Source organism: Chitinophaga jiangningensis, from assembly GCF_900142605.1.
In the GTDB taxonomy this organism is placed as follows: domain Bacteria; phylum Bacteroidota; class Bacteroidia; order Chitinophagales; family Chitinophagaceae; genus Chitinophaga; species Chitinophaga jiangningensis.
The window spans coordinates 169,460-194,846 of the sequence record NZ_FRBL01000011.1 but is presented as its reverse complement, the minus strand read 5'-3'; the positions used below and the strand labels follow the sequence as shown (position 1 = coordinate 194,846).

19 protein-coding genes are annotated in these 25,387 nt (G+C 50.0%); 14 read left to right on the top strand and 5 right to left on the bottom strand.

Going from position 1 to position 25,387, the window contains the following annotated elements; translation table 11 throughout:
- Positions 1–28: 28 nt before the first annotated feature.
- The 5 genes from BUB18_RS26155 to BUB18_RS26135 are packed head-to-tail and all read right to left on the bottom strand — an operon-like array spanning position 29 to position 7,281.
- Positions 29–1,150 carry a VWA domain-containing protein gene (locus tag BUB18_RS26155; RefSeq protein ID WP_073086834.1) on the bottom strand — a complete coding sequence of 374 codons (1,122 nt, stop codon included), beginning with the start codon at positions 1,148–1,150 and terminating at the stop codon, positions 29–31.
- Positions 1,143–3,374: a DUF5682 family protein gene (locus BUB18_RS26150; RefSeq protein WP_073086832.1), complete on the bottom strand. Its 2,232-nt coding sequence runs from the start codon at positions 3,372–3,374 to the stop codon at positions 1,143–1,145. The genes BUB18_RS26155 and BUB18_RS26150 overlap by 8 nt, the downstream gene beginning before the upstream one ends.
- Before the next feature lie 21 nt (positions 3,375–3,395).
- Positions 3,396–4,478 carry an ATP-binding protein gene (locus BUB18_RS26145; RefSeq protein ID WP_073086830.1) on the bottom strand — a complete coding sequence of 361 codons (1,083 nt, stop codon included), beginning with the start codon at positions 4,476–4,478 and terminating at the stop codon, positions 3,396–3,398.
- 11 nt (positions 4,479–4,489) lie between these two features.
- Positions 4,490–5,959, bottom strand: coding sequence for a DUF5691 domain-containing protein (locus BUB18_RS26140; protein ID WP_073086828.1), 1,470 nt, complete (start codon positions 5,957–5,959; stop codon positions 4,490–4,492).
- A gap of 14 nt (positions 5,960–5,973) precedes the next feature.
- Positions 5,974–7,281 (bottom strand): SWIM zinc finger family protein, encoded by a 1,308-nt coding sequence (locus BUB18_RS26135; RefSeq protein ID WP_245805740.1) that lies wholly within the window; start codon positions 7,279–7,281, stop codon positions 5,974–5,976.
- A 137-nt stretch (positions 7,282–7,418) separates the two neighbouring features.
- On the opposite strand from BUB18_RS26135, the gene BUB18_RS26130 reads away from it, so the two are divergent.
- The 14 genes from BUB18_RS26130 (at position 7,419) to BUB18_RS26060 (ending at position 25,383) form a co-directional block, all read left to right on the top strand.
- Positions 7,419–7,997: an NADPH-dependent FMN reductase gene (locus BUB18_RS26130; RefSeq protein WP_073086826.1), complete on the top strand. Its 579-nt coding sequence runs from the start codon at positions 7,419–7,421 to the stop codon at positions 7,995–7,997.
- 651 nt (positions 7,998–8,648) lie between these two features.
- On the top strand, positions 8,649–9,401 hold the full coding sequence (locus BUB18_RS26120; protein WP_073086822.1) for a glucose 1-dehydrogenase: 753 nt from the start codon (positions 8,649–8,651) through the stop codon (positions 9,399–9,401).
- Between the two features lie 166 nt (positions 9,402–9,567).
- Positions 9,568–9,990: a DUF1648 domain-containing protein gene (locus tag BUB18_RS26115; protein ID WP_178372214.1), complete on the top strand. Its 423-nt coding sequence runs from the start codon at positions 9,568–9,570 to the stop codon at positions 9,988–9,990.
- A 568-nt stretch (positions 9,991–10,558) separates the two neighbouring features.
- A complete protein-coding gene (locus BUB18_RS26110; RefSeq protein WP_083550808.1) occupies positions 10,559–13,798 on the top strand; it encodes a SusC/RagA family TonB-linked outer membrane protein in 3,240 nt (1,079 codons plus the stop codon).
- A 19-nt stretch (positions 13,799–13,817) separates the two neighbouring features.
- Positions 13,818–15,743, top strand: coding sequence for a RagB/SusD family nutrient uptake outer membrane protein (locus BUB18_RS26105; RefSeq protein ID WP_073086818.1), 1,926 nt, complete (start codon positions 13,818–13,820; stop codon positions 15,741–15,743).
- Between the two features lie 21 nt (positions 15,744–15,764).
- Positions 15,765–16,964 carry a DUF5000 domain-containing lipoprotein gene (locus tag BUB18_RS26100; RefSeq protein WP_178372213.1) on the top strand — a complete coding sequence of 400 codons (1,200 nt, stop codon included), beginning with the start codon at positions 15,765–15,767 and terminating at the stop codon, positions 16,962–16,964.
- 32 nt (positions 16,965–16,996) lie between these two features.
- Positions 16,997–17,674 carry a DUF4998 domain-containing protein gene (locus BUB18_RS26095; protein WP_073086814.1) on the top strand — a complete coding sequence of 226 codons (678 nt, stop codon included), beginning with the start codon at positions 16,997–16,999 and terminating at the stop codon, positions 17,672–17,674.
- A gap of 293 nt (positions 17,675–17,967) precedes the next feature.
- Complete coding sequence (locus tag BUB18_RS26090) at positions 17,968–18,795, top strand: helix-turn-helix domain-containing protein (RefSeq protein WP_073086812.1); 828 nt, start codon at positions 17,968–17,970, stop codon at positions 18,793–18,795.
- Between the two features lie 182 nt (positions 18,796–18,977).
- Entirely contained in the window at positions 18,978–19,358 is a 381-nt protein-coding gene (locus BUB18_RS26085; protein ID WP_073086810.1) for a uroporphyrinogen decarboxylase/cobalamine-independent methonine synthase family protein, read from the top strand.
- A gap of 131 nt (positions 19,359–19,489) precedes the next feature.
- Positions 19,490–20,737, top strand: a complete 1,248-nt coding sequence (locus BUB18_RS26080) for an efflux RND transporter periplasmic adaptor subunit (RefSeq protein WP_073086808.1) — start codon at positions 19,490–19,492, stop codon at positions 20,735–20,737.
- A gap of 8 nt (positions 20,738–20,745) precedes the next feature.
- Positions 20,746–22,200, top strand: a complete 1,455-nt coding sequence (locus BUB18_RS26075) for a TolC family protein (protein ID WP_073086806.1) — start codon at positions 20,746–20,748, stop codon at positions 22,198–22,200.
- Positions 22,201–22,209: 9 nt separating this feature from the next.
- Complete coding sequence (locus tag BUB18_RS26070; RefSeq protein ID WP_073086804.1) at positions 22,210–22,875, top strand: ABC transporter ATP-binding protein; 666 nt, start codon at positions 22,210–22,212, stop codon at positions 22,873–22,875.
- Between the two features lie 21 nt (positions 22,876–22,896).
- Positions 22,897–24,171: an ABC transporter permease gene (locus tag BUB18_RS26065; RefSeq protein WP_073086802.1), complete on the top strand. Its 1,275-nt coding sequence runs from the start codon at positions 22,897–22,899 to the stop codon at positions 24,169–24,171.
- Positions 24,172–24,198: 27 nt separating this feature from the next.
- Complete coding sequence (locus BUB18_RS26060) at positions 24,199–25,383, top strand: ABC transporter permease (RefSeq protein WP_073086800.1); 1,185 nt, start codon at positions 24,199–24,201, stop codon at positions 25,381–25,383.
- Positions 25,384–25,387 lie beyond the last annotated feature (4 nt).

The following is a 25,387-nucleotide window of genomic DNA, read 5'->3' as shown; positions in this document are numbered from 1 at the left end:
GTCCGCCTCCGGCGGACGCAAATTCAGGTTAATGGGTATTTAGCCATTGGTGAATGTCGTGTTTGGAAAGGGCTGCGGCCATCAGGCCAGGAAACCTATCCGGTGTACAGGCAAATACGGGCACGCCCAGGTCCGCCAGAAACTGTGCATTTTCATGATCATAGGACGGTGCGCCCTCATCATTCAGGGCGAGGAGTACAATCAGCTGTACCCCGGCACTAACGAGTTCGGCTGCACGCTTGCGCATGTTGGCCGGGTTGCCACCTTCGTATAAGTCGGTGATGAGTACCATCACCGTATCCGCAGGACGGGTAATCTGTTGTTGACAATAGGTAAGGGCCAGCTGGATATCGGTACCGCCGCCCAGTTGTACACCAAACAGGAGGTCCACCGGATCGGTGAGTTGCTCGGTAAGGTCCGCCACGGCGGTATCAAATACCACCATTTTCGTTTGCAGGGCAGGTATGGATGCCATCACGGCGCCAAAAATACCGCTGTATACCACGGAGGTGCCCATGGAGCCGCTTTGGTCCAAACAAAGGATCACATCTTTGAGGGCACTGCGTTTGCGGCCGTCGCCAATTTTAGTTTCCGGGATAATAGTTTGGTATGCCGGCTGGTAGTGACGCAGATTTTTACGGATGGTGAGTGACCAGTTAATTTCGTTGTGGCGTGGGCGTGTGTTCCGGATGCTGCGGTTAAGCGCTCCTGTGACGGCTTGCTGCATAGGGGATTGTAATTTCCGCAGTAATTCATCCACTACTTTTTGTACCACCATCCTGGCGGTGGACTTTGTTTTTTCGGGTATCACTTTACTTAAGGAAAGGAGGGTGGCTACCAGGTGTACGTCCGCATCCGCATTCTCCAGGATTTCTTTTTCCAGCAGCATTTGTGTCAGGTTCAGCCGCTTGAGCGCATCCTGTTGCATTACTTTTACCACAGAGGCGGGAAAGAAGGTACGAATGTCCCCCAGCCAGCGGCTTACGTTCGGGGACGATGGTCCGAGGCCGCCCTGACGTTGGTTATCATACAGGGCTTCCAGCGTTTGATCAATGCGCATATCGCCGGCACTGAGCTGGCAGCCGGTACCGTCATTTTTGTCGCTGCCCAGTATCATTCTCCACTTCCTTAGTTCATTGTTGCTATGCATGTTCCTGTTTTTTTTCTGTGAGATGATAGCCCAGCAGTTGCATGATGACCGGGATGCCTTTCACAGCCCGCGGGGCATAAGTGTAGGAATCATTATTGCCGGCGGACCTGCTTTGCCCGCCCTGTTTAACCTTTTCTCCGATCTGCCGGCGCTCCGGGCCGGAGAAGGCGGAGAACGCGCGCCTCAGGAGTGGCAATGCCTGCATGAAATGTTCTTCTTCCAGTTGCTGCATCCAGTTGCGCAGCAGTGCAAACAGTGAATCATCTACCAGCAGCAGGGTGCCGCTTCCTTTCAGAAATCCTTCCAGCCATAGGGCGGCGGCAGTAGGATCGTTACTAACGGACATGGCTAAACTGAATACCTGCAGCAATGCTTCCGCTGAAATATGGCGGCTATCGTTCAGCAGCCTGGTGGCGTATCCCGCGAGGCTGCGTGCCGATTGTGCATCGTTCATTATCTTTTGCAGGGCCTGTTGCCATTGCGCCGTGAGTGTTTCGTTGGCCAGCGTTTGTACCGCATCATTCATGGCGTAATACTGATCCAGCATAACGGTGGCAGCATCTTCCGCCAGGTGGGTGCTGGCGGCGGGGAGGTTGATGCAGATGCGGGTGATGATGCTTTCCAATATGCCAAGCACCAGGCCGGCATCTGTTTTACGCACGTTGCCGTAGCGGGTGATGCTCACCAGTGGCGGTAGTACGTCTATCAGCTGCACCACATCGTGATTGGTGGCCGCCATGTTATTGACCCGGTTGATAAGTGTGGCAGTCGCTTCCGGCAGGTCGGCAGGGATGGAGTTTTCCAGCAGGCGACAAATATCTTTGAGTTGCTGGCTACGTGCAGCCGTATCCGTTACGAAGGCGTTGGCGGCATCGATCAGCGTATTTCCCCAGCAGCTTTTGTCGATGATGTCCACGGCCAGTGCAGGTTCCCATTGAAGCCGCCATTGTTCTTTAAAGGTACCTTTGCCGTCTGCGTGGCGCTGCTCGCCCCAGTTGATATCCAGCAGTTGCAGGCGGTGCAGGAGGATGCTTCTTTGCAGGTCGTTTGCTTCGCGGAGATCCAGTTGGTAATCCTTGTAATCTGCAGTGAGCGGGAGGCGCAGCTTTTTCTGTTGTTTCTCAATATCTGCCTGCAGCGGTGCTTTGGGCACATCATCCGGTACGGCGCCGATGTGGTTACTCACAATGAGTTGCTGTTGGATCAGCTGCATGGGCATGGTATCGCCGTTGCATAAAACGGAAACGGTGGCCTCATTGAGTTCCTCCAAAGCAGGCATAGGTAAGGCGCGCATGGCTGCCAGGGCATTGCTGAGGCGTACCGCCTCCATTACGTGCGCCGTGGAGATGTCCATTTGTTTTTCCCTGAAGAGTCGCGCCACATTTGTAAGCCAGCGGGTACCATTATCATCAGGGAACTCCCATTTATGCAGGTACCAGCCGGGAGAAGTGATGCCGGCACGATAACCGCTTTGACTGCTCAGCCGCTCAAACGTCCAGGGTGTCCAGCTGCAGGCTATCTTTACTTTTGGGAGGCCTTTCAGCAGCTCATTATCTGCTTTGGCAGGTGGCATATGCTTTAATGCCGGTGCATGCCAGGCGCCGCATACCACGGCTATTTCCGTGTACATTTCTTTTTGTGCCTGGCGGATCAGTTTACGCATCCAGGCCTCGCGGAGCTGGTTCATGGCGTCGTTTCTGCTGCTGAGTTCTTCGCGCAGCAGCTCCATGGATTCCATGACGGCATCGAAAATGCCTTCGTTGTTGCGACGGTATTCAAACATATGATCCCACCAGGCTTCCGCATCTTCATATCCATCCGCCGTGGCCAGCAGTGCAATAGGGTCGAAGTGGTACGCCGGAGCGTCTGCTGGTGGCGCTTCTTCTTCCGGCGTTTTTTCATTTTCCAGTGCAAACACGTGGGTGAGTGGCAGGTCCATGAATTTCACCGGAATATTACGGCTACGGGCATACGTAATGGCCTGCCATTCCGGTGAGTAGGTAGCAAAGGGGTAGAAGGCGCTATGCGCAGGTATTTCCGGCTCATAGGCAAGGATGGCTACCGGTGGCTGCAGCATATCGTGCCCCACCCATTGCAGCAGCGGATCGGCCTCCGGTGGTCCTTCTACTAAAACAATATCCGGCTGTAATGCTTCCAGGCAGGCGCGCACATTTCGTGCGGAGCCGGGGCCATGGTGCCTGATGCCGAGTATATGAACAGACATATTGAGGTTATATTTTCAGGTTCAGGCGCCCAGGTCTCTGCAGGCACGGTAAATATCTTTCCATTCTTCCCTTGGCTTCACTACTGTTTCCAGGTATTCCTGCCATACGAGTTTGTCCTGCACCGGATCTTTCACTACGGCGCCTATGATGCCTGCTGCGAGGTCGGCCGCATTGAGTCGGCCATCCCCGAAATAAGCCGCCAGGGCAAGGCCGTTATTGACTACTGAAATGGCTTCGGCGGTGCTCAGCGTACCTGTAGGTGATTTGAGCTTTGTTTTGCCATCGTTGGTGATGCCGCTGCGCAGCTCCCTGAAGATGGTAACGATGCGGCGTATTTCCTGCAAGGCCGGCTTTTCTGCCGGCAGCTCCATTACTTTTTCAAAGCTTTCTACCCTCCGGGTAACAATGTCGATTTCTTCTTCCATTGAATCCGGCACGGGAAGGATAACGGTATTGAACCTACGCTTCAGCGCAGAGGAAAGGTCGTTCACTCCTTTATCGCGGTTGTTGGCAGTAGCGATCATATTAAACCCGCGGGTAGCCTGTACTTCGGTGTTGAGTTCAGGAATCGGGAGGGATTTTTCGGAGAGTATGGTGATCAGTGTGTCCTGCACGTCGGCGCCTATACGCGTCAGTTCTTCTATGCGGGCAATTTTTCCGTCGCGCATGGCGCGCATCACCGGTGTTTCCACGATCGCCCGTTCTGAAGGTCCTTCGGACAGCAGGCGGGCGTAGTTCCAGCCATAGCGGATACTTTCCTCGCTGGTGCCGGCGGTACCCTGTACGATGAGGGTGGAGTCGCCGCTGATGGCTGCTGCCAGGTGTTCGCTCACCCAGCTTTTGGCGGTGCCGGGGAGGCCGTACAGCAGCAGGGCGCGGTCGGTGGCCAGGGTGGCTACGGCAATTTCCATGAGGCGGCGGTTGCCGATGTATTTAGGCGTTATTTCCAGTCCGTTTTTGAGCGTACCACCGGTGAGGTAGGTAACTACGGATTGGGGCGACATACTCCAGTTAAAAGGCCTTTTATCGTGGTCCTGTTTTCTGAGTTCTTCCAGTTCGGTGGCATATAGCACTTCCGCATGTTGGCGAAGGATATTTGACATGTCAATAGTTTTTAAGGTAGCGATAAATGTTGTTGTATGGCTGCTTTGCAGGCAATGAGTTCAAAGAGTTTTTCTTTCAGGCTTTTCCATGCCTGCTGGTTGTAGAGGATATCGCCGAAATAATTTTTTTCGTCGGTATGCAGGATGTCGACCGGCAGCAGGTGTGCCAGTTCGAGGAAGTAGTTCCTGTTGTAGCTGTAAGGATGCATGGCAATGAATTTAAAAATCTGCTGCGTGATGGCGAGTCCCCAGGTAGTGGTGCCGGTGCCCATGCGCAGGATGACGGCGCTGCCCTCTTTTTCGGCGAACCTCATCGCGTAGGCTTCCAGTACGGCAGGAGGTGCCAGGTGAAATACTTCCGGGTAAAAGGTGTTTGTTTGTTCGAGTATATGGCTGATCCATGCTGTTTCATTAAAGTGAATAGCAGCTTTCAGCAGCGCGGCTTCCATGCCGGCGGAGGCCAGCTGGGTTACACAGGTTGCCGGCGGAAGGGCCAGGTGTGTACTTAAAAAAGAGCAGGGAACCTGCGCCACCAGTTGCTGCAACTGGTATGTTTCATCACTCATATGAAGGGCGGAAGGAGGAAGCTTATCAATGCCGGACTGGTAAATATTTGCCGGCAGGGGCAGTTGCAGTTCAGAAATGAAAATATTGCCATCGATACTGTTAATGGCAGCAGCAACCAGCTGCTGGTACGATTGCACAATTTCACTCTGTGGCAGTTTGCGCAGGAGCTCCCATGCTTTTTCTTTTACTTTCAGACTTTTATCAGCGGTGAGCTGTTGCAGCCAGGGTATGTCGTTGGGGTTTAATTCAGTTTGCAGGCATTCCAGCAGGGCTGCCCTGGTAGCGGCGTTTTCCTGCTTCCATGTTTCCATGAGCATAGTGAGGGCGGCTTCGGGATCTTCGGCGCGTCTTTGCGTAAGGGCCTCACAGCGTTGTGGCAGGGTGCCGGTTTCCCAGGTGTCGGCATTGATCTCGATTTCGTGGCCAGGCAGCAGCAGGTGCCAGTCGGGATTGAGTTGGGCGAGCCACAGCCCTCTGTTACCGCAGCATTTCATCAATGGTGCGCGTAGTTGTTTGCTGCCGGTGGCTTTGTCCATCAGCAGTGGCAGCATGGCAGGCGGTAGGAGGTAACCAGCGTCCGCACAGAGTTCCAGCCAGTGTTTGGTAAGGGCGTTGGAGCCGAGGTCCATTGCTTCCTGCAAACTGGCTACCGCCTCTGGGCTGCAATAGGCGCGGGTTTCCGGCGCTGCAGTATTGGGGAGCAGCTCATCTGCGGGCATGGCGGTGGTGCCGGCCTGGCGGTAATTGAACAGCACGGCCCCTGTTTTCAGGAGTACATCTTCCCGGTCGTTACCCGTATCGTGGCGGATAACGGCGAGTGCGGCGCCCAGCTCATCATCGGCAGGGATAGGAGGTAAGGCCTGCTTGTCCGTGCCCAGCAAGGCGGTGTTGATTATTTGTTGCCAGAGTTCCATGATTATAATTTTTATCAGAGGGCTTGATAGTGTTCATCCGGCCAAACGCCGATGGGTTCGTAAAAGTTGCCGGCACCTGTGATGGCCATTGGCATGGGCTGGCCGCCGGTGATGGCGAGCAGCTTCCAGAGCTTGGTGGTGGCTGGTTTCAGTGCCATGAGCCGGCGTTGATTATCCATCAGGCACCACTGTTGTTGTTGCTGCACCAGTTGCAGGTGCTGCACGGTGTATAACTGTTCCGGATATACGGGGAGGCTACTGCAAAGTGTGGTCTGATGGTCTGTTACATCCGTCCAGTTTTGCAACCCGTGAAAATGCAGGGGCGACTGTATGAGTTTATATTCCTTCAGCAGCGCGCGCAGCGGCTTTACTGATGGGAAGAACACCAATGTGCCTTTGATGGCCGTTCCTGGCTGGAGGGTAACGGCGGGAGTTGCGAATTGTCGCGCATAAAACTGCAGGATCATTGCTGTATGCCCGCTGCTTTCTCCGTATAGCCAATACCGTTCGGTAATAAGTTTATCCTGTTCCGAGGTTTGTTTACCGAGCACCTGCCAGGTATCTGTTATACCGGGGAGAGATTTAAGATACTCCTGGTTAATGGTGAACCCGCACTGCTGGCGGATGTCCTGCTGCAGTAGTTCCGGCAGCTGATCCAGGTGCAGATAGCCTTGTATAACGGTATAAAGCTTTAATAACTGCTGTAGGAAGGGTTGCTGCCAGCCTTCCCGGTAATAGGGGATATCCTGGAGGCTACGTACCATATTGGCCAGGCCGGGGGCCTGTGCGTCTATCAGTCTGCGGATGGTATTTTCCCAGTATTGCTGATTTTTTTCAGGGAGATGGATGATGCCATTGCGCAGCATGTCTTTCGTCCACCGGAGCAGTTCACTAATGCCGTCGTTTACCCGGGAAGCTCTGATGGCGGGGTCTTTAGCGGCGGTGGAGGTAGTGGTCACCGGGGCGGCAGCTTTCTTTTCCTGGGTGGCTTGTCGTTTTTCCAGCCATTCGTTTACCCATGCAGGTGAGGAGGTGGCGGGGATATTATCTGTGCTGCGGGAATAGAGCAGTAACAGGCCTATGCCGTGTTTGCAGGGGAATTTCCGGCTGGGGCAACTGCATTTAAAGGCGAGTTGCTGCAGGTCGATCTGTGTTTGGTAGGGTTTACTGCCACTGCCTTTACAGGCGCCCCACAGGGCGGCCTCCGATCTGCCGGTGTTTTCCCACTTGAGCAGGTTGGCCAGGTCTTTACCTGACTTACGGCTGGCGTCATCGGGAGCGGTATCGAGTACCTGTTGTTCTGTAAACGTAATGGGCATCATGCGATATTGTATTTCGGATGTAAAAGTAGGAGGTCACTACGCAGTGTATTTGAGTGGTAAAAATTAATTTAAAGAAAATGTGAACTTAAGGACGGAGGAGTTTATTTTCGCCTTTGAAACCTAAACAGAACCACTCTATGCTGAAATTAAAAGTGATTACATCTACTACCCGTCCGGGCAGGAAAGGTCCCATTATTGCACGCTGGATAGCCGCAGCGGCGGAACAAACCGGCCAGTTTGAAGTAGAGGTGATCGACCTTGGCGCAATCAATCTGCCGATGATGGATGAAGCATTTCATCCGCGCATGAAAAAGTACGAGCACGCGCACACGAAGAAATGGAGTGCCACGATCGACGAGGCGGATGCCTTCTTATTTGTAACGGCGGAATATAATTTTTCGATGCCGGCGCCCCTGAAAAATGCGTTGGACTATTTGTATTGGGAGTGGAATAATAAGCCGGCGGGCATTGTTAGTTATGGTGGTGCTTCCGGTGGTACAAGGGCGGCCCAGATGCTGAAGCAGGTACTGACTACGCTGAAAGTAATGCCGTTACCGGAAGGTGTTATCCTTAATTTCTTTGATAAGAATGTTAACGAGCAGGATGAGTTTGTGCCTACCGAGGCGGCGGAGCGTTCCGCGCACGCGATGTTGCATGAGGTGGAGAAGTGGGCGGTGGCGCTGCAGACTTTAAGGCATAAAGAGAGTGCTGTATAAGGGCCTTCGGCCCTTGCGATCTTTTTTTCTCGCCAAGCAGCATAAGGGGCATAAGCAGCAAAGGCCTGCATTTTGTTCCAATAAGGTATTGGAGGAGGATAGGCGGTCTTTTTTTCTCGCAAAGCAGCATAAGGGGCATAAGCAGCAAAGGCCTGCATTTTGTTCCAATAAGGTATTGGAGGAGGATAGGCGGTCTTTTTTTCTCGCAGAGCAGCATAAGGTGCATAAGCAGCAAAGGCCTGCATTTTGTTCCAATAAGATATTGGAGGAGGATAGGCGGTCTTTTTTTCTCGCCAAGCAGCATAAGGGGCATAAGCAGCAAAGGCCTGCATTTTGTTCGAATAATATTAGAGAGAGGAGAGGCCGCAGGACTCTCCTCTCTCGTTATGAGGCCCGCCGTAGGCGGACCTCATAACGAGACAAACAACATAACACAATCCTTAGCTGCTTACCTGCTTTGCTGCTTTGCGAGAAAAAAATCAAACACCTCCGCCGCAGGCGGACAAACAACTCCAATGAATAAAATGGAGATATGTTAAATCATTACTAAAAGCCCCTGCAAACTGATATTTATCATCCTTCGCCCCTGCATCATTCCTTACTTTTGTTATACAGAAAAGATATTGTTTTACGCACTAAAAAAGGAGTAGTATGGAACAGTTATTTAAAGGAAAGGTGGCGCTGGTAACCGGTGCCGGATCAGGGATTGGTGAAGCAGTGGCACTGCTGTATGCCGATGGTGGTGCAAAGGTAATTGTGAGTGATGTAAATGAAACGCATGGTGCTAAAGTAGTAGCATCCATAAAAGAGAAGGGTGGCGAAGCATCGTTTGTAAAATGTGATGTGAGTAACCCCGAAGATTGCAGGGCGCTGGTAGATAAAACGCTGGAACTATACGGCCGCCTGGATATTGCCTGCAACAACGCAGGTATAGGTGGCGAGGCAAAACCCATTGCTGATTACAGTATAGATACTTATCAAAAAGTCATTGGTGTTAACCTGAATAGTGTTTTTTATGGCATGAAATACCAGTTGCCAGCTATGTTAAAAAGTGGCGGTGGCGCCATCGTAAATATTTCATCCATTCTGGGTGTGGTTGGTTCTGCCAATGCCGCAGCCTATGTGGCCGCAAAACATGGCGTAATTGGGTTAACCGAAACGGCTGCTGCGGAATATTCCGCCAAAGGAATCCGGGTAAATGCAGTATGTCCGGGTTATATCAATACACCGCTGCTGGATATGATGGATGCTACAGCGAAAGCTGCGCTAGTGGGGCTGCACCCTATAGGTCGGCTCGGAAAAACATCAGAAGTAGCAGAGCTGGTTGTATGGCTCAGTTCCGATAAAGCATCCTATGTAACCGGCGGTAAATACCTCGTGGACGGTGCTTATACCGCAGTATAAAAAAGCTTTGCTTACCCATCGATATAGCGGGTCCGGCCAGTTGGCCGGACCTTTTTTTATGCTCCTGTACCAGGTAAAAATGAAATCATCGGAAACATCCAACATTTAGATATTTCCCGTATCTTTAAAAAGAACCCGTAACCCTGGAATGCAAAAAAAAATTCTCATGAGCGTTAACCGCATCAAATTGTTTTTTTTCCCCGACCCTCAGAAAAAGAACTTCGTGTTTATTACTTATCTCACCATTTCCCTGCTGGCCATATTGTTGCTGGAGTTTATAATCGCATGGATTAATCTGCCTGATAATGTTCCCATTCATTTCAACCTCAAAGGGGAGGCCGATCACTATGGAGATAAAAGCAGCCTCTGGGTACTGCTCATAGTGCCGGTAACTATTTTCCTCGTCGCTTCCGCACTGTTGCAAAGTAATTTGATCGCCCTTTCCTTTAAAAGCGAAAAAAATCCTGGGGATAAACAGCTTGCTGAAGAAAGTAAACTGATGCTGTATATTGTTCGTGCAGCCGTGGTGTTCGTGTTCTGTATCCTCGCGGCAATTACCTACTGGCAGGGGCAGCAAACGATTTCATAAACCAGGTGATTCCACCTTCTCCGTTACGCTAAATCGAGTTAGTGAACTTTATTTCATGTGAAAATAATATCTTAAAATAATAAAATACTATCATTAGATAAGTATTATTTTTCTTTCTTTTGTGTTAATACTGCAAACGATTGCAGAAGATACATCAGCCAAAATATTATTACTGTAACAACCAAAAAGTAAATGTCCCTGTAGAATAACTGAGCAATGAAAACTTGGATTTATTACTATTATATTCACCACGTTTAGGTACAACTGTGATTTTGTATTTCTGTAGTTAGTCTTGTACTTAATGTATAGCCACGTTTATTAAATGGAAAAGTAACAATTCCATCATGACCATCTATTCCCCGGAATCTACGCTGATACAGCACGTATAAAAAGTAATACGCACTGTAACGGAATCTTATTGCTGTAATCGAAACAATTCCCCGGAATCAACGCTGCTGCAGCGCGTGTAAAAAAAGTATACGCCTGCCACAGAATCGTATTGCCGTAACCGTAAAAAAGTTTTTCTCCTGCCAGAATCAATCGCAATCATCAAGTAAAACTTCATTCCATGATCAGAACGCTACGCAAAAATGCTTATGTGTTACTGCTACTGTGGCCGCATCTTTCTTCTGCCGGCCCCAAAGCAGCAACTGGCAGCTATGCTGCAACGGGATTTACATCTCCCGAAAAAAAAATTAGTGACTTATGCAAACGACTAAACGAAAAAGAGCGGTTTGTAAATAAAGAAATCAAAGGCCTGGTGACCGACAGCTCCGGTACACCCTTACCGGGAGTAACCGTAGTAGTGAAGAATAAAACTTCCATGGGTACGGTGACCGATATTAACGGCCGCTACATCCTCGTAGTACCGGACAATGCCACCGTCATCTATACCATGATGGGATTTGAAGCCAGGGAAGTAGCCATCTCCACACAATCCACCATCAACATAATCCTCAAACCATCCACCAACACACTCGGCGAAACGGTGGTAGTCGCCTACGGTACGCAAAAGAAAAGAGAAGTAGTAGGCTCCGTAACGTCCATCAACGTAGCCGATCTAAAAGTACCCAGCAGCAACCTTACCACTGCTCTTGCAGGCAGGGCCGCCGGCCTCATCGCCTACCAGCGCAGCGGTGAACCGGGAGCGGATAATGCAGACTTCTTTGTACGCGGCGTTACCACCTTCGGATATAAAAAAGATCCGCTCATCCTCATCGATGGGGTAGAGCTCTCCACGGACGATCTGGCGCGACTCCGCCCCGATGATATCGAAAGCTTCTCTATCATGAAAGACGCTACCTCCACCGCCCTCTATGGCGCCAGAGGAGCAAACGGCGTAATTCTCGTTACCACCCGCCACGGTAAAGAAGGCCCTGCGAAAATTAATTTCCGCGCGGAAAATTCCTTCTCCCAGGCTACCAAAAATATTGAACTCGCAGATCCGGTCACTTACATGCAGCTGGCAAATGAAGCCACCAAAACACGTAATCCAAAACAATCGGAGCCCTATACGGAAGACCAGATCCGCGGTACCATAGAAGGTAAAAACCCATTACGCTACCCGGCTAACGACTGGCAGGACCAGCTCTTTAAAAAATGGGCTGTTAACCAGCGTGCCAACCTCAACGTGAGCGGCGGCGGCGGCGTGGCCCGCTACTTTGTATCCGGCTCTTTTACCAATGATAATGGGGTGCTTAAAGTAGATAAACAAAACAACTTTAACAGTAACGTAAGTATTAAACGCTATACCATCCGCGCCAACGTAGATGTGGACCTCACTAAATCCACCCTGCTCACGGTACGTACCAGCGGTAACTTCGATGACTATAAAGGACCTATCGGCAGCGGCGCCACCACCGGCGGCTCCTGGATGTACCGCCAGGTAATGCACTCCAACCCGGTGATGTTCCCCGCCTTCTATCCGAAAGATGAAGAACATAGCTATGTCAATCATATCATGTTCGGTAACAACCTTGACAAAGGCTACCTGCTCATGAACCCTTACGCAGCGCTCATGATGGGGTACAAGGATGAATCAAGATCGTTCATGTCCGCCCAGATGGAAGTAAAACAAAAGCTGGATCAACTTATTCCCGGCCTGAACTTCCGCACTATGGTGAACGTAAACAGGACCTCCAACTTTTATGTGCTGAGAGCCTATTCTCCTTTCTTTTATCAGGCCACCGGCTGGAACGATTCAGAAAAGCCGTATACGCTGGTACCGCTGAATCCCACCACTGGTCGTGAATACCTGGACTTCAACAACAACGCCGATGATATGAAAAAAGTGAATGCGGTATTCTACTGGGAATCTTCCCTGAGCTACGGCCATTCCTTTGGTAAACACAATATCAACGGTATGTTGATCAATATTATGCGCAGCACGGCTAACCCTTCCGGCGAAACGCTGATGGCCACTTTGCCGGGTCGTAACACGGGCTTGTCTGGTCGCGCTACCTATAACTACGACACCCGCTACTTCGCTGAATTCAACTTCGGTTATAATGGTTCAGAAAGATTCTATGAAAAGAAAAGGTTTGGCTTCTTCCCGTCTGCCGGTGTTGCCTGGACCATCTCCAATGAGGAGTTCTTCAAAAAAGGCAGTATCGCTAATACCATTACTAACCTGAAACTCAGGTCTACCTACGGTTTGGTGGGTAACGATGCGATTGGTAACGAAGGGGAGCGCTTCTTCTACCTGTCGGACACCCGGCCAAACGATGGGGCTAAAGGCGCTGCATTTGGTACAGACAGATTATATTCTCTCAGTGGGTACACGGTAGCCCGCTATGCCAACCCGGAAATCACCTGGGAAAAATCTTATCAGGCCAATGCTGCCATAGAACTCAGTATAAAGGATAAACTCAACTTCACAGGTGAGGTGTACAAATACCGTCGTACCAACATCCTCATGTCCCGTGAGTTTATTCCTTCCACTATGGGGCTTACGAACATTCCTAAAGCCAACGTGGGAGAGGCCGAAAGCAAGGGCGTGGATCTCTCCCTGGACTATAACCAGCACTACGAAAAAAGCTGGTTCCAGGTGATGGCTAACTTCACCTATGCTACCGGCGTGTATACCAAATATGAGGAGCCGCAGTATATGTCCAATGAATTATACCGTTCCCGCGTAGGCCGCGCTATCAGCGGTAAATATGGACTTATTGCAGAGCGTTTATTCGTGGACGATAAGGAGGCTTTGAACTCCCCTAAGCAAACTTTAAAAAATGGGGAATATCGCGGGGGAGATATTAAATACACGGATCTCAACGGCGACGGCCTGATCACAGATGCAGACATGACCAATATCGGATTTCCGGAAACTCCTGAAATTGTGTACGGATTTGGCTTCTCTGCCGGTTACAAAAACTGGGATATCTCTGCGTTTTTCCAGGGTGTAGGTCGCACTTCCTTCTTTATTAATGCCGACTCCACCGCGCCGTTTGTAAACGAAACCCAGTTGCTGAAGGCCTATGCGGATGATCACTGGTCAGAAGATAACCAGAATGTATATGCACTGTGGCCGCGACTAAGTAACTCGTACATGTATAATAACTCTGCTGCCAGTACCTGGTGGATGCGCAACGGGGCATTCCTGCGACTCAAACAGGTGGAAATAGGTTACAACCTGCCTAAGTCCTGGCAGAAACGCCTGCATACTTCCACCTTCAGGCTGTATGCCAATGCTACCAATTTATTCTGTCTGTCGAAGTTTGACCTGTGGGATGTGGAAATGGGAGGCCTTGGCCTTAAATACCCGGTACAGCGGGTATTCAACTTTGGTGTGAACCTCACTTTTAACTAGGCAATTAAAAAGTAATCAGATGAAATTAACGAAGTATATCCTATACATGCTGCTATCCGGGATGATCACAGGTGCACTCAGCTCCTGTAAGAAATACCTGGATGTGATCCCGGATAATATGGCCACCATTGAAAGTGCATTTTCCATGCGCAAGGAGGCTGAAAAATATTTATTCACCTGTTACAGTTACCTGCCTTCGCACGGCACCATCAATGGGAATGTGGGGATGTCGGCGGGCGATGAATGGTCCCTGATATACCCATTTGTTTCCGGTGCTTCCCAACCGAGTGGCTTTAACATCGCCGTAGGTCAGCAAAGCGCCAGTGATCCAATGGTTAACTTCTGGGATGGCGCCTGGGGAGCGAAGTCGATGTACCAGGCCATACGCGACTGTAACATCTTCCTGGAAAATATCAGGCGGGTACCCGACATGGATGCCTCGGAAAAAGCCCGCTGGGCCGCAGAAGTAAAGTTCCTGAAAGCCTATTACCACTTCTACCTGTTACGCCTGTACGGACCTATTCCGCTGGTGAAGGTAAACCTGCCGATGGACGCCACCATTGACCAGATCAGGGTATACCGTGATCCGATCGACAGCTGCTTTAACTACATCGTACAACTGCTGGATGAGGCAAAGCCGGACCTGCCGGAAATCATCGCAAACCTGGCTGCAGAGCAGGGCCGTATCACACAGCCTATCTGCCTGGCCATGAAAGCGAAGATACTTGTATATGCCGCCAGCCCGCTGTTCAACGGTAATCCTGACTACAACGGATTTACAGATAACCGCAATGTGGCCCTGTTTCCTGCACAGAAAGATGACAGTAAATGGGCCAGGGCCGCAGCAGCCTGCCAGGAAGCCATTGATATGTGCCACTCCCAGGGGATGAAGCTCTATACGTTTACACAAAGTGTAGCGGCCTATTACCTCAGCCCGCAACAATATACGGAGATGAGTATTCGCAATGCCATCTGCGACCGCTGGAACTCAGAGCAGATATGGGCCAACCCCAACAGTATGGTGAATGACCTGCAAACAAACAGTATTCCCCGTGGCCTGGATCCTGCTTTTCTGGACAATACCTCGCCCCGCGGACAACTGGCGCCACCGCTTAAAATTGTGGAAACATTCTATTCTAAAAACGGAGTGCCTATCAGCGAGGATAAAACCTATCCCTACAGCACCCGCTATAATCTTCGTACAGCCGTGAACGAAGAGAAAACAGATTTTGAAGTGGGCTACGTGACTGCTACGGTGAACTACGACCGGGAACCACGTTTTTATGCGAACCTTGGCTTTGATGGGGGAAAATGGTATGGACAGGGCAAGTATGATGAAAAGGCGGCTATCCTCAGTGTGAAATCCAAGAAAGGACAGGCAGCATCGCAACAGGTGCAGTTTGCTTATTCTACTACCGGCTACTGGATCAAAAAATACGTGCATTACCAGGATGTAATCGGTACTTCTTCCACGCTTACGATTCAGCAGTATCCATGGCCGGAGTTCCGTCTGGCTGACCTGTACCTGCTGGCTGCGGAGGCGTATAATGAAGCAAACGGGCCTACTGGCGAAGCCTTGCAATACATTAACCTGGTAAGGGCCAGGGCAGGTATTCCTACGGTGGAAAATGCCTGGACCAACTTCGGCATCAACCCCGGTAAGTTTACCACTAAAGAAGGGCTGCGCAGTATTATCCACCAGGAGAGATATATAGAGCTGGCATTTGAAGGGCAGCGTTTTTACGACATGCGCCGCTGGAAAGAAGCGCCGGCATTGATGAACGCACCGATGACGGGCTGGGATATACAGCAGTCCACCGCAGAGGCATATTACAAAGTGCGTCCGATCCTGTACCAGACGTTTAGCCTGAAAGATTATTTCTGGCCTATCAAGGTATCGAACATGACTGTAAACCGAAATCTTGTTCAAAATCCGGGATGGTAAGTTCCCGCAAAAATGACTACTATGAAAAAGATTTATCTGTTAATACTGCTGGCTGGCATGGTAACACTGGCCTGTAAAAAAGAGGGCATCCGGGTGTATGTAGATGAAAATGCACCGGCACCCGCCGCCATCACGAAATTCAATGTGACCAACATTCCGGGTGGTGCTATCATCACCTACACCATCCCGGCAGATCCAAACCTGCTCTATGTAAAAGCGGTGTATAATGCCAACGCGGAAGTAAAGCGTGAAGCCAAAGCTTCTTACTTTGGTGATACGCTGGTGGTGACCGGCTTTGGTGACACCCTCCCGAAAATTGTGAAATTATATACCGTAGGGCGTAATGAAAAGGCATCTGCTGCTACAGAAGTGACAGTGAACCCGCTTACGCCGCCGGTGAGGTCCGCGCAGCGGTCCATCGATTTCAGGGCCACTTTTGGCGGGGTGGTAGCCATTTATAAAAATGAAGCCATGGCGCCGCTCACCTATTACCTCATGCTGGATACTACCGGTAAAAATACCTGGAAGAACATTACCATTTATACCAGCGAAGCTGCCGCCGGCGCCGTTACCGCCCGTGGCTATGATACGGTTACGCAGCGCTTTGCCGTATATACGAAAGACCGCTGGGGCAATAAATCGGACACGCTGATCAAAGAGTTGAAACCAATTTTCGAAACGCCGATCGACAAAGCACCGTTCAAGGAAGTATCCCTGCCTACCGATAATAACATCGGCCATACCTGGTCGGGCTTATCGCTGCGCAACATGACCTTCCTTTGGAACAACGTTTGGAACTCGGATAACGACTGCTTCCATACCAAAACCAGTGTGGCGCTGATGCCGGCCTGGTTTACTTTTGATATGGGCTTTAAAACAGCGCTCAGCCGATTCAAATTTTATCATCGTTCCGGCTCCAGTGGCGCCTATGTAGGTGGTGACCCTAAAACATTTGAGATCTACGGCAGCAACAATCCTAATCCGGATGGCAGCTGGGATAGCAGCTGGACGCTGCTGGGGGAGTTTACTTCCATCAAGCCTACACCAAGTACTACGGTGAGTGCGGAAGATCGCACGTTTGCCAGCGTAAACGGGGAGGATTTTGACATGCCGCCGGGCATTCCTGCGGTACGGTACCTGCGTTTCAAAATCAACTCTACCTGGGGCGGATTTACGTATTTCTACATCAGTGAGCTGTCGTTCTGGGGGGCACGCCAGTAACAGTAATTTATTGACCAGCAAACCATCCTTACATGATCAGAAAATTAATGCTCAGTATAAGTGCCATCTGCAGTTTATATGGCTGCTCCAAGGTGGACGATAATTTTAAAAATATGGTGGTGCCCAGCGGAGTGCTTTACACGGCTAAAACAGATCAACTCACCACCTGGTCTGGCAGGGAGCGTATGATGCTGACCTGGCGCCGCGGGCCGGACACCAAAATCAAAAATGCCATCGTATACTGGAATACCGGTAAAGACTCCATGACCTTTGACGTGCCGGCGGCACCATCCACAGATTCGGTATTTGTAGTGATACCAAAGCTGCCGGAAAGCAGTTACTCCTTTACGGTGATTACCCGCGACGGCAACGGTCATCGCTCCGTACCTACCAGTATCCTGGGGAACACCTATGGGCCTGTATACGAAGGCTCATTGCAGCCACGGGTGGTAAAAAGCAGTAAAGCCATTGGTGCGGATTTCTGCGTGTACTGGTATAAGAGCAATGATGCAACCAACGTGAATACACGGCTGAATTTTACGGACCTTGCCGGCGTGCTGCAAACGGTAGACAATCCCGGTGACCCGGACTCCATCCTGCTGAAAAACGTTAAAAAGGGCACTTTTTGTAAGTTTCGCACGATGTTTAAACCGACGGTAACAGCGATTGATACTTTTTATTCCAGGGTAGACTCCGTTAAGATACCTTAATGGTTAGCCTATCTGCGTGATGAACAGGGCCTGCGGCCCTGTTCATCACGCCAAAAAGCTGGTGCCGCCGTAGACACCGGCTTTTTCAACAAAAGGGGGGACAAAGGCCAGTGGCCTTTGCCCCCCCTTTTTAATCGTGTGCCGAAGGGGAATTTTATGAGGTAGTATTTTGCCATCCGCCCGGAATTCCTATTTTTATGACAGAATGCACATGAAACAATAAAAGAATCACAACCACCTGTTGAGCCTCTATTCCAAAAGCGCAACATTAGTTAACCGTTATTATTCCGGCCATGAAAGCTAAAGTGTATACACCGCACCCGGCCCTGCAGGAGTTTATCCATAATATCGGCGTTTATGGTGCCGATTTTACTGAGTCAGGCCTGTCGAATATGTACCGTTTTGTACCCTCGTACCAGCGTTACATTATGTTTTACCTGGAAGATCCAGTAAAGGTACAACGCGTATATTCCAATGAGTTTGTGGAGAAGTCGGTGAGCCTGACGGTAGGCCCCCTCGAAAAAACTGTATGGCTGGACATGGGCCGTAAGCACCTGGCGCTGGGAGTCGCCTTTAAGCCCGGAGGGCTTTTCCGCCTGCTCAATGTACATATGACGGAGCTGCATGAGCAGGACTTTGACACCCAGCTGTTCCTCGGCCGCGAGATTGACGAGATCAATAATCAGCTGAAAGAACACAAGAGCAACTGGGATAGGATGGTATTTATTGTCGAAACCTGGTTGCTAAAGAAAGTAGCGCGGTTGAAGCCCTCCATTGCTGTGGACCTTGTAATGGAAAACCTTATTCAGAACGCCGGTAACATCTCCATAGAAAAAATGGCCTATGATGCCAATATCAGTATACGTCAGTTTGAAAGGAAATGCGTGGAACGCACGGGAATGTCGCCCAAGCGCTACGCCCGCCTGATCCGCTTCTGCAAAGCCTACCACCTGAAGGAAAATTTCCCGGATGCCACCTGGACCACCATTGCACATATGAGCGGTTATTACGATCAGATGCATTTTATCCGCGATTTCAAAGAGTTTGCTGGCATCACGCCCAGCATCATCCGGGAGGAAGAACTGAAAAGTACCATCCGCCTGCACAGTTTTATGACCTGACAAAAAAAATGTCGGATTTGTACTATGCCCGGAAGAATGTGCTTGATAACTTTGGAACTAACACACAACAGCTGCCTTTCCTTCCGCCAATTGGAAAGATTTTTTGAGGGAGTGATACCCTGTACCGTTGTTTGTTTTCCTCCAAAACAAGACCTTTGCACGGTATCATTCTTTAAACCCTTATGGACTACATCGCTGAAAATCCCCGGATAGCCCACTTTTTTGCCGGAAAATCCGACATCACCAAAAGCTTATTCAATCACTTTATAGCCGAATATTACAAGATCGGGCACCTGCACCTGGTACCCACTAAAACCATGATCGCCCTGGCCACCACTGGCGACGATGGTCCACGTATAGCCTGGGTATCCCAGCTGGGAAAGAACTTTGTGCATGTGGTATTCCCTTTCCGGCAGCTCTACCCGGATAATCTATGCTTCACAAAAATGGGCCAGGTACCGGGTAGCAACCAGTACAATCATCATTTTCGCATGTATAATCCGGAAGATGTAAATGCGGAAGTGAAAAAATTCATGAAACTGGCTTATAAAGAGCTGGGTTGATTTCCCGGAAACAAACACTTTGTCCGGTATCGGACACTTTTGAAAGGGCGTGTATACATTAACGTGCTGAAAATCAGTTACGTGACAATGGCATTCTGATTGGATTATTATCTCCCTAAAATAATAATCCAATGGATAAGGCGATTGCCCAATCAGAAATATCCCTGCGTAATAAAAAACGATACCTGTACCTGGCCGTGGCAGCAGCGGTGATCATTACGCTGCTGCTCCTGCTTCGCTCCCTGTTTGCCCCCACCGTATCCCGCAACAGCATCACCACTGCCATTGCGCAAAAAGGAAATATCGAAAATACGCTTACAGCCACCGGCGTAGTGGTACCGGAATTTGAAGAGGTTATCACCAGCTCTGTTAATGCCTCCGTACAACAAGTCCTCCTCGATGCCGGCAGTGCCGTAAAAAAAGGTCAGTCCGTTTTGCTCCTCGATAAATCGGCGGCACAACTGCAATATGAAAACCTGCGTTTCCAGCTGGAACTCAAGCGCAACAATATCCGCAAGATGCAGCTGGAACTCAATAAGTCGTTCTACGACCTGCAGTCGAACAATACCATCAAGCAACTCCGCATCAACAGCCTGGAGGCGGCTGTAGAAAATGCGCGCCGCCTCTTCAAGGCGGGTGGTGGCACCCGTGAAGACATTGAGCAGGCCACCATGAACCTGCAGGTAGCACAGCAGGAAAAAAAGCAATTGGAAAATGAGATCAGTACCCGGCAGCAGTCCATGAAACTGGATATCCAGGAGTCGGAGCTGGCCGCTAAAATACAAGCGAACGAGCTAAAGGAGCTGGAGCGCAAGCTCACCCTGGCCGATGTGGTGGCCAGCAGGGCGGGAGTGGTTACCTGGGTAAACCGCAACATTGGCGCCGCTATCAATGAAGGAGAGCCGCTGGCACGCATTGCGGACCTGGGCAGTTATAAAATCAACGGCAGCATCTCCGATGCCTGGGCGGATCAGATTCGTACAGGCCTGCCCGTTATTGTAAAAACTAACGACAGCCTGCTCCGCGGCACCGTCGCCAACATCCATCCCGCCGTGGAAAACAACATCCTGTCGTTCGATGTGCAGCTGCCCCGCCAGCACCAGCAGCAGCTGCGCCCTAACCAGAAACTGGACATTTACCTGGTGACCGCCAGTCACGAAAACATTGTGCGGGTTGCCAATGGTGCTGCCTTTAAAAGCGGGCAGTCGCAGGATGTATTTGTAGTGCGCGATAACATCGCATACCGGCGCCGCGTTGTGATCGGCCTCACCAGCTTCGACTTTGTAGAAGTGGTGAGCGGCATTCAGCCCGGCGAAACGGTGATTACCTCCGACATGAAAGAGTACGACCAGGTGAGGCAGTTAACCATCAAAAACTGAGCGCGGCCATGAAGAAAATCATTTCACTTTACCTGATACTCCTTTCCCTGCCTGCTGCCGCTCAGCTAACAGACACGCTTACACTCTCTTTGCCGGAAGTGATTAATATGGCCAGGGAGCGCTCTATCAGCGCCCGCCAGGCGGCCACCCTCAAGGAAACCCGCTACTGGGAATACCGCAGCTTTAAAGCCAACTACCAGCCACAGCTGGCACTCACGGGTATCCTGCCCGCCTATACGAAATCATTCAACCAGGTAATACAACCGGATGGTACCGCATTGTTCCAGCCAGTGCACAATAATAATTCAACGCTCGATCTCTCCTTCACGCAAAGCATTGCCGCCACAGGGGGCATGATCTTCGGCAGCACTAATTTGCAGCGCTTCGATGATTTTGACCGGCATACTACCCAGTACAGCGGATCCCCGTATGGTATCGGTTATAGTCAACCCCTGTGGCAATTCAATGCTTTAAAGTGGAATAAAAAAATAGCACCGTTACAGTATTACGAAAGTCGCCAGGCCTACATAGAAGATATGGAACAGGTAGCCATCACGGCCACCGGTTACTACTTTGACCTGCTGCTGGCACAGGTAAACCTGCAAACGGCACGCACCATCCTGAAAAATACTGCGCATATCCAGGAGGTAGCCAATGTGAAACTGGAGCTGGGAAAAATTTCCCGCAATGAAATGCTGCAGCTCAAACTGGAACAGCTGAAAGCCAGCAAAGCAGTAGGTATTGCGAGTCGCGACCTGCAGATTGCCTCCCTCAATATCCGCACCTACACTGGCCTTGATACCACCCAATACATTCAGCTGCAACTGCCCGATGAAATGATGCACATTAAAGTACCTACCGAAAAGGTACTGGCAGAAGCCTATGCCAACCGCTCAGATGCCATCGCCTTTGTACGCCGCCTCGCGGAAGCGAAAAGGGATGTGGCCAAAGCCAAAGGCGATAACGGCATCAATGCCATGCTCACGGCGCGACTCGGCTACTCCAACAGCGCCCGTACCGTGGCAAAGGTCTATCAAAACCCGCAGGACCAGCAACTGGTGCAACTCGAATTTTCCATCCCCATACTCGACTGGGGGAGGGCCCGCTCCCGTACCCGCACCGCCGAAGCAAACCTGAAGTTTACAGAATACGCAGTGGAACAGGACAAGCAGCTGTTTGTACAGCAGATAGTAACACAGGTAACCTTATTCGACCTGATGAAAGACCAGCTGCAACTCACTGCCGGGGCCGATAGCATTGCCAGTGAAAAGGCTGATATCTCCCGGGAAAGATATGTACTCGGGAATCTCAGTATAACAGACCTGAGTATTGCCTTCCAGGAAAAAGACCAGGCCCGCCGCGACTACATCGCAGCGCTGCGCGACTACTGGAGCGCGTGGTACCAGATCCGATATCTCTCTTTATATGATTTTGAATTGCAAAAAAAAATAGATTATAAATAACTTACCGTTATGATCAAGCTGCACAACATCGAAAAGGTATACCGTACCGACACCATCGAAACGCTGGCCCTCAACGGCATCAGCCTGGATATTGAGAAAGGTGAATTCCTGTCTGTAATGGGCCCGTCAGGCTGCGGTAAAAGCACCCTGCTCAATATTATGGGACTGCTGGACGAGCCTTCTTCCGGGGCCATCACCATTGCCGGCGAAAAAATTGACCGGATGAGCGACCAGCAACTGGCACACTTCCGCAATAAACGGCTGGGCTTTATCTTCCAGAGCTACCACCTGATCAACGACCTGCATGTACTCGACAATGTAGAACTGCCACTGCTCTATCGTAAAGTAAACGCCAAAGAACGCCGCCGCCTGGCCACACAGGCACTGGAAAAAGTAGGGCTCAGCAACCGGCTGAAACATTTTCCTACCCAGCTTTCCGGCGGACAAAAACAGCGGGTAGCCATTGCCCGTGCCATCGTAGGGGAACCCGAAATCATCCTCGCCGATGAGCCCACCGGTAACCTGGACAGCGCCATGGGCAATGAAATCATGGACATATTACTGCAGCTCAACAGCCGGGATAAAACCACCATCGTTATGGTTACCCACGACGAAGTGATGGCGAAGAAAACCCACCGCCTGGTACGACTCTTCGATGGCACGCAGGTGCAATGATTCACCCTTAACTATGCAGCTATGCTCAAAAATTATTTCAAAATTGCGATCGCTATACTTAAAAGAAGGAAGTTTTTCACCTTCGTCAGTTTGTTCGGTATCAGCTTTACCCTGGCCACTTTGCTGGTACTGACGGCTTTCATAGAAAAAATTGTTAATGATGATTACCCCGACAGAAAACGGGCAAGGTCCCTTTACCTGACCGGTATTGAAGAAAATGGTCCGCAGGCGATGAGTAGTTCCGCCTTTTCACTGGATTATATCCAGCGCTATCTCAAAACCATGAAAACGCCTGTGGATGTTGCCTTTTACTCAGCCAGGGCAGGCACCAATACTTACCATGCAGGTAAAAAAATAGGCATCTCCTTACGCTATGTAAATGCCAGCTACTGGGATGTGCTCGAATTCGAATTCCTGGAAGGTAAACCTTTTGATGTACAACAGGTAAGGAATCGCGAAAAGGTAACGGTGATCACCGAAGACCTGCGCCGGCAATATTTCGGGGAAGATGTACAGGTAGTTGGGAAATTCATTGAAGCGGATAATCAGCAATTTCGTGTATCCGGTGTGGTGAAAAATGTACCGGGCACCACCTATTTCTTCAATGCGGACATGTACGTACCTTATTCCGTAACCGGCGTCACGATTGAAACGCCGCCCACCTATCATGATGAGTATAGCACTGCCATGTTTAAAGGTAAGGTGCAGAGCTATCAGGGTGAATACTCAGCCGTATTGCTGGCTGCTGATGCCGGTAGCGTTGCTGCTATGCAAACAGAGTATAAAAATGTGGTGGCCAGGTTAAAACCGAGTGATAAAATGTTTGACAAAGTGCTCAGTTATGCAGACTACTATCCGGACGCCTACCTACGTACCGGCAATATGAGCAAGCCTTTGAAACGATGGGTGTACAGCGTGATTGGTGGGTTTGTATTCCTGCTTATATTCCTGCCTTCTGTGAACCTGGTGAATATCAATTTAACAAGGATTATGGAACGCAGCTCTGAAATAGCCGTCCGTAAAGCTTTTGGGGCTTCTTCCAATACACTGGTTTACCAGTTTATTGTGGAGAATATCATTCTCACTTTGCTGGGAGGTATCGCAGGCATTTTACTGGCCATGGTGATGTTGTATATCTTTAATGATGCTGCAATATTACCACACGTAACCCTGCACCTCAACCCGGTAGTGCTGGTGATAGGCCTGATTACCTGCCTGGTGTTTGGACTTGTATCCGGTGTATACCCGGCCTGGCGTATGTCGCGGCTGGCCATTGTAAAAGCACTGAAAGCCTGATTCTGCTGATCTTTAAAACATGAAATTATGTTTCCTCATTTGATAAAACTCATCTGGAACCGGAAAGGCCGCCACCTGTTGCTGGTGGTAGAAATCCTGGTTTCGTTTCTTGTCATCTTCGGGTTATCCAGTTTGCTGGTTACCTACTATCGCAGCTATGCCCAGCCGGCAGCTATGAATGAAGCCAATGTTTGGGATGTGAGCTTTTCAGGCGCTAAATTTCCTAAGGACAAAGATTCCATGCGTATGTACGTCGACGTGGTAAAGCAGGAGCTCCTGCAAATGCCGGAAATCAAAAGCCTGTCACTCTCAGGTAATAACACACCGTTTTCCGCTAATTTCAATCAGAGTGGTTTTGGATATAAAGGCAAGACGGTCACTTCCATCAACACCTACCGGGGGGAAGATAATATTCAACAACTTCTGCAACTGGAAGTGCTGGAAGGGCGCTGGTTTTCAAAGGAGGATGAAGTGTATAAAAACAAACCGGTAGTAATAGGGGAAAGACTAAAGGATGAAATGTTTGGTAGCGAGTCGCCCATTAATAAAATCCTGGGCGAAGAGCAAACCGGTTTCAGGATTATTGGTGTGGTAAAGGAACCTAAATTTCAGGGCGACTATTTAAGTTCCGGTTTCTCCTGCTTCATGCGTGTTAATAATGGTGACCTGGAATGGCTCAGGAATATGTTGATCCGCGTAGATCCGGCGGTAGCCAATGACGCCACTTTTGAAGGAAAGCTGTATAAAAAACTGGGTTCGCTTTTTCCTAAAGCTAATATTGAAATTCACCACCTGAGCGACCGGCACCGCGAAAAGGACCGGCAGGCCATTATTCCCGTGGTGATCATACTGATCATCGCCACTTTCATGATCATCAATGTAGCATTGGGGATGTTTGGGGTACTTTGGTATAATATCAACAAACGCCGCAGCGAAATAGGCCTGCGCCGGGCGGTAGGCGCCACCGGGGCGGACATCAACCGGCAGCTGGTGGGCGAGTCGATGGTGATTGCCAGCTTTGCGCTGCTGATAGGTGTTTTCTTTGCGGTCCAGTTTCCACTGATGCATGTGTTTAACGTACCTACCGTGAGTTACCTGGTAGCCATTGGATTGAGCGTATTGTTTATATATTTGCTGGTACTGCTTTGTTCTTTTTACCCGGGAAAACAAGCTGCGGCTATATTCCCGGCAGTGGCCCTGCATGAAGATTAATAAT

What these genes read in the sequence shown, in the direction of transcription:
- BUB18_RS26155 (WP_073086834.1), bottom strand. Translation starts at nt 1,150, where the DNA reads ATGCATAGCAACAATGAACTAAGGAAGTGGAGAATGATACTGGGCAGC.
- BUB18_RS26150 (WP_073086832.1), bottom strand. Translation starts at nt 3,374, where the DNA reads ATGTCTGTTCATATACTCGGCATCAGGCACCATGGCCCCGGCTCCGCA.
- BUB18_RS26145 (WP_073086830.1), bottom strand. Translation starts at nt 4,478, where the DNA reads ATGTCAAATATCCTTCGCCAACATGCGGAAGTGCTATATGCCACCGAA.
- BUB18_RS26140 (WP_073086828.1), bottom strand. Translation starts at nt 5,959, where the DNA reads ATGGAACTCTGGCAACAAATAATCAACACCGCCTTGCTGGGCACGGAC.
- BUB18_RS26135 (WP_245805740.1), bottom strand. Translation starts at nt 7,281, where the DNA reads ATGATGCCCATTACGTTTACAGAACAACAGGTACTCGATACCGCTCCC.
- BUB18_RS26130 (WP_073086826.1), top strand. Translation starts at nt 7,419, where the DNA reads ATGCTGAAATTAAAAGTGATTACATCTACTACCCGTCCGGGCAGGAAA.
- BUB18_RS26120 (WP_073086822.1), top strand. Translation starts at nt 8,649, where the DNA reads ATGGAACAGTTATTTAAAGGAAAGGTGGCGCTGGTAACCGGTGCCGGA.
- BUB18_RS26115 (WP_178372214.1), top strand. Translation starts at nt 9,568, where the DNA reads ATGAGCGTTAACCGCATCAAATTGTTTTTTTTCCCCGACCCTCAGAAA.
- BUB18_RS26110 (WP_083550808.1), top strand. Translation starts at nt 10,559, where the DNA reads ATGATCAGAACGCTACGCAAAAATGCTTATGTGTTACTGCTACTGTGG.
- BUB18_RS26105 (WP_073086818.1), top strand. Translation starts at nt 13,818, where the DNA reads ATGAAATTAACGAAGTATATCCTATACATGCTGCTATCCGGGATGATC.
- BUB18_RS26100 (WP_178372213.1), top strand. Translation starts at nt 15,765, where the DNA reads ATGAAAAAGATTTATCTGTTAATACTGCTGGCTGGCATGGTAACACTG.
- BUB18_RS26095 (WP_073086814.1), top strand. Translation starts at nt 16,997, where the DNA reads ATGATCAGAAAATTAATGCTCAGTATAAGTGCCATCTGCAGTTTATAT.
- BUB18_RS26090 (WP_073086812.1), top strand. Translation starts at nt 17,968, where the DNA reads ATGAAAGCTAAAGTGTATACACCGCACCCGGCCCTGCAGGAGTTTATC.
- BUB18_RS26085 (WP_073086810.1), top strand. Translation starts at nt 18,978, where the DNA reads ATGGACTACATCGCTGAAAATCCCCGGATAGCCCACTTTTTTGCCGGA.
- BUB18_RS26080 (WP_073086808.1), top strand. Translation starts at nt 19,490, where the DNA reads ATGGATAAGGCGATTGCCCAATCAGAAATATCCCTGCGTAATAAAAAA.
- BUB18_RS26075 (WP_073086806.1), top strand. Translation starts at nt 20,746, where the DNA reads ATGAAGAAAATCATTTCACTTTACCTGATACTCCTTTCCCTGCCTGCT.
- BUB18_RS26070 (WP_073086804.1), top strand. Translation starts at nt 22,210, where the DNA reads ATGATCAAGCTGCACAACATCGAAAAGGTATACCGTACCGACACCATC.
- BUB18_RS26065 (WP_073086802.1), top strand. Translation starts at nt 22,897, where the DNA reads ATGCTCAAAAATTATTTCAAAATTGCGATCGCTATACTTAAAAGAAGG.
- BUB18_RS26060 (WP_073086800.1), top strand. Translation starts at nt 24,199, where the DNA reads ATGTTTCCTCATTTGATAAAACTCATCTGGAACCGGAAAGGCCGCCAC.